Here is a 1,248-nt window from a genome sequence, read left to right as displayed (position 1 = left end):
GCCGGCCGGCCGCTCGCCCGGCGGGACGGCCTGCGCATCCTCGGCCGGCCCGGGCGGATCAGCTGCGCCGACGCCACCGGCCGCACCCGCTGGTCCCGTCCCTGCACCGGCCGCCCCAACGCCGCCCACATCTCCGGCGGCCGCGTCCTCGTCACCACCGACTCGCCGGAGTACACCGCCTGGGGCCACCTCGGCCCGGCGCTGCTGCTGGACCTCGCCGACGGCATGCCGGTCGCCGAGCTGCGGGGCGAACGCGGCGCGGCCCGGCCGGGCGGCCGGTTCCTGCTGGGCCTGGAGGGCTACGACTTCTTCGACACCTGGGAGTACGACCGGGACGGCCGCCGCGTGGACGCCTGGCGCAGCTACGGCCACTACGTCGTCGGCAGCGGCGTCCGGGTGGTCGAGGCGGACCGCACCCACCCCACCCGCAGCCGGGTCGTCCGGCTGCTGCCCGGCGGCGGCATCGAGCGCGGGCCGCTGCTGACGGATCCGGGCACGCCACCGCCGGTCGTGCTGCCGGACGGCACCGTCCTGGTGCTCGACGCGGGCGTGCTGCGCGCCGTCGGCCGCCGGCTCGACGACACCGTCCTCGCCGAGCTGCACCCGATCCCGCCGGACCGGCTGTACCGGTGGATCTGCGCCCTGGAGCAGGACGGCGCCGACCGGCTCACCGTCACCCTCGCCGAACGGGCCGCCGACGACGCGGCCCGGTACACCACCCGCACCTGGACGCTCGGCCTGCAGCGCGTCCCCTGACGCCGGCGCGCCCGGACCGCGGCCGACCCGGCGCGGGCCGTCTCAGCTGCACCAGAACAGGACCGGGGTGCAGGTCTGTGTCGGCTTCGGGGTGGGAGTGGCCGAGGGGCGCGGGCTGGTCGGCTGGGCCGTGGTCGGGGCCGGCTGGGCCGGCGGAGCCGGGTCCGGGTCCGGGGCGCGGGTGGTCGTGGGGGCGGCCGGGGTGCCGCTCTTCGAGGCGGAGGCCGAGGCCGAGGCGGTGGTGGGACGCGCGCTGGGGCGCTGGGTGGCCGACGGGGCCGGCGTCCCGGTGGGGCTCGGCGCGGCGGTGGGCGTGGCCGGCGCCGGGGCCGGTCCGCTGGACGACTCCGTGGTGACCGGCCGGCCGGCACCCGGTTCGGCGGCCGGCGTCTCCGTCCCGTTCGCGGCCAGCGCCGCGACCCCGAGCCCGACGACGGCCAGGCCCACCACGGACGCCACGAGCCGCCCCGGCCGCCGCCCGGTCCGCCGGCC

1 protein-coding gene and 1 pseudogene are annotated in these 1,248 nt (G+C 80.0%); both read left to right on the top strand.

Annotated elements, in window-relative coordinates; genetic code table 11:
* The coding region (locus ABZ885_RS41465) for a hypothetical protein (protein ID WP_360200422.1) at positions 1-756 on the top strand (756 nt) is incomplete at its 5' end.
* 67 nt (positions 757-823) lie between these two features.
* Positions 824-1,248 (top strand): annotated as a pseudogene (locus tag ABZ885_RS41460) (hypothetical protein); the annotation flags it as partial.

The organism is Kitasatospora sp. NPDC047058, from assembly GCF_040643935.1.
Taxonomy (GTDB): domain Bacteria; phylum Actinomycetota; class Actinomycetes; order Streptomycetales; family Streptomycetaceae; genus Kitasatospora.
The sequence above is the reverse complement of the archived record's forward strand: the minus strand, read 5'-3'. Positions and strand labels throughout refer to the sequence as shown.